We start from the raw sequence: 3,111 nt of genomic DNA on the forward strand, positions 1-3,111 counted from the left end.
GGTGCCGCGCCGGGCAGCACCGCGCCGGGCCGCCGCCCGAACCCGCGCCCCCGGGCCGCTCAGCGCACGCCCCCGCCCGCCGATAGGCCGGGCAGGTCGGGGGACTGCTGTCGTCGGAGGGACGCGTCGTGCCGGAACGGGTCGTGCGGCTGGCCGAGGAGGTCGGTCGGGTCACGGGCGAGAAGCTGCAGGGCATCGAGCAGGTCGCCCGCAGCACCAAGATGCTCGCCCTGAACGCGCTGATCGAGTCGGCGCGGGTCGGCGAGGCGGGCGCGGGGTTCGCGGTCGTCGCGCGGGAGGTCGGCGAGGTCGCCGACCGGGCGCGGGCGCTGTCCGAGGAGCTGTCCTCCGAGCTGCGGCCGCGGATCGACGAGCTCACCGTCCTGGGGCACGAGCTCGTGGGCCGGGTGCGCGGGCAGCGGCTCGCCGACCTGGCGCTGAACGTGATCGAGCTGATGGACCGCAACCTGTACGAGCGGTCGTGCGACGTGCGGTGGTGGGCGACGGACGCGGCGCTGGTGGACGCGCTGTCGACCGGGGACCCGGCGGCGGCGCGGCACGCCGGGGACCGCCTGGCGACGATCCTGCGCAGCTACACCGTGTACCTGGACCTGTGGCTGGCGGACGCGTCCGGGCGGGTCGTCGCGCGGGCGGGCTCCGGCGGCGCCGCCGGCGTGCTCGGCTCGGACGTCCGGGACGAGCCGTGGTTCCGCGCCGCGACCGCCACCCGCTCCGGCGACGACTACGCCGCGCTCGACGTGGCCCCGAACCGCGCGCTCGGTGCCCTGACCGCGACGTACGCCACCGCGGTGCGCGAGGGCGGCCGCGCCGACGGTCGTCCGCTGGGTGCGCTGGGCGTGTTCTTCGACTGGGAGCGGCAGGCCCAGGCGATCGTGGACGGCGTCCGGCTCGGGCCGGGCGAGCGGGAGGGCACCCGGGTGCTGATCCTCGACCGCGGCGGTCTCGTGCTCGCGGCGTCGGACCGCGCGGGCGTGCTCACCGAGCGGGTCGCGCTCCGGGCCGGCGACCGGGCCTCCGGCGCGTACGAGGAGGACGGCCGGACCGTGGGGTTCGCGGCGACGCCGGGCTACGAGACCTACGAGGGTCTCGGCTGGTACGGCGCGCTGGTGCAGGAGGGCTGACGCCGGACGGCGCCGGCGGCGTACCGCGCGAGGGCGGCGGGGCCGGGAGTGCTGTCCCGGCCCCGCCGCCGTCGGGTCCCCGCGGACCCCTCAGACCAGGGGGACCGGCCCAGTGCAGCACGGCCCGGCCGGCTGAGTGGTGGCCGCCCGGCCCACGTGGGTGGTGCTCGCCGGGGTGGCCCGGGCACCGGGCACCCACCGGTAGCCTGGTCCGGCGCCCCGGTAGCCCAACGGCAGAGGCAATCGGCTCAAACCCGATCCAGTGTGGGTTCGAATCCCACTCGGGGCACCCGTGCCCGTGCGCCCGGCCCGCCGGTTTCGCCAAAGCCCCGTGCGCCCTGTACTGTCCTATCTCGCCTCGCGGCCCGGGAACGGGTCGACGACGAGGCCGCGCGGACGTGGCTCAGTGGTAGAGCATCACCTTGCCAAGGTGAGGGTCGCGGGTTCGAATCCCGTCGTCCGCTCCGCGGTCAGAGCGCCCGGGCACCTGCTGCCCGGGCGCTCTGTCGTATCCCCGCTCGGGCGCGCGCTGCGCCGAGCGCCGCGGAACCCGCCCCGGCGGCGGGGTCGCCCGCCTACGCTGACGCGCATGGGGGCGGGACGCATGGCCGACGTGCAGCTCGACGACGTCGGCGCGCCCGCGGCACCGGAGCGGGCCCGTCGCGCGGGCACGGTGCTGCGCCGCTGGTGGCCGCTGCCGGTCGCCGCCGTGCTGGCGGTCGTCGGGTGGCAGGTGGCGGCGGACGCCCGGACGGAGGCGACGGCCGACCGGCTGCGTGCGACGCCCGGGGTGATCGCGACGACGGTCACCCCGCCGCTGGACGGCACGGCGACGGCGACACCGGAGCTGGCCTCGGCGCTGCCCGGCGCGGTGCACACCCAGAGCGGCCTCCTCGCCGCGCCCGTGGACGGCGGCCGGTCCGACCCCCTGCGCGTCGTGGGCATCGACCCCGCCGTCGGCGAGGAGGTCTGGAGCGTCGACGTGGCCGACCCGCCGCCGCCCGGCCTGTCCGACCGCGCCGTGGCCTGCGACGCCGGGACCGACGGGCCGGCCCGGTCGCTGTGGTGCGTGGTCACCGACTACCGGGGCGCGTCCGGTGCGGCGGCGGCGACCCGGCTGGTCGAGGTCCACCTGGGCGACCACGCGGTGCGCACCGACCGTGACCTCGACCCTGGCGCCTCGGTCGTCGTCGTCGGGGGCACCCTCGTCGTCGGCACCCCGGGGGAGGCGGGCGTCCGCCTGGTCGCGACGGACGTGCGGACCGGGGAGCAGGTCTGGGCCGCGGACCTGCCGGACCCGCCGGCCCCCGGGGTCGGCTGGCTGTCCCGTGCCGGGGGCCACGTCCTCGCATCCGCGGTCGGCGCGACCTGGGCCGTCGACGCCGGCACCGGCGGCGTGCTGGCCGGCGGTGCCGGGGTCGCCGTCGTGCGAGGGGACCGGGTCGTCGACCTCCAGGGCTCGAGCCGCACGCTGCTGCTCGGCACCGACGGCTCCCGGACCGGCGCGGCCGACGGCCAGGTGCAGGGCCTGGCCCCGGACGACGGCTCGGCCCCGGACGTGCTCCTGGTCGAGGTCGCCGACGGGACGCTGCAGCGCCTGCTGCGCGGCGTCGACGCCCGGTCCGGAGCCGTGCTGTGGGAGCGGCCGTCCGACGGGATGGCGCCGACCAACCGCCTGCTCCTCGACGGCGTCGTCTACGGCAGCGGTGGCAGCACCCTGTGGGCGGTCGACGCCGTGACCGGCGAGGAGCGGTGGACCACGGAGGGCGGCGTGCTCGCCGACCACCGGCTCATGACCGACGGGGTGCACCTGCTGCGGGCCGAGCGCGACCCGGACTCCGGGGCGCCCGTGCTCGCGGCGTACGCGCTCGGGTCGGGGCGGCGGGCCTGGAGCACGCCGCTGCCGCCGGGGGTCGACACCGTGTGGACCCAGGGCGGCATCCTGTACGGGCGCGGCGACGACGGGGCC

2 protein-coding genes and 2 tRNA genes are annotated in these 3,111 nt (G+C 78.3%); all 4 read left to right on the forward strand.

Features of this window, described 5'->3' with window-relative positions; genetic code table 11:
- Window positions 1-128: 128 nt before the first annotated feature.
- A complete protein-coding gene (locus tag G6556_RS20045) occupies window positions 129-1,142 on the forward strand; it encodes a methyl-accepting chemotaxis protein (protein WP_166944404.1) in 1,014 nt (337 codons plus the stop codon).
- A 216-nt stretch (window positions 1,143-1,358) separates the two neighbouring features.
- Window positions 1,359-1,431: transfer RNA gene (locus tag G6556_RS18000), tRNA-Leu, on the forward strand.
- A 103-nt stretch (window positions 1,432-1,534) separates the two neighbouring features.
- Window positions 1,535-1,606: transfer RNA gene (locus G6556_RS18005), tRNA-Gly, on the forward strand.
- Window positions 1,607-1,731: 125 nt separating this feature from the next.
- Window positions 1,732-3,111 (forward strand): PQQ-binding-like beta-propeller repeat protein (locus tag G6556_RS18010; RefSeq protein ID WP_166944406.1); only part of this gene is annotated, 1,380 nt, incomplete at its 3' end.

Origin of the sequence: Cellulomonas sp. IC4_254 (genome assembly GCF_011603975.1) — a bacterium.
GTDB lineage: Bacteria > Actinomycetota > Actinomycetes > Actinomycetales > Cellulomonadaceae > Cellulomonas.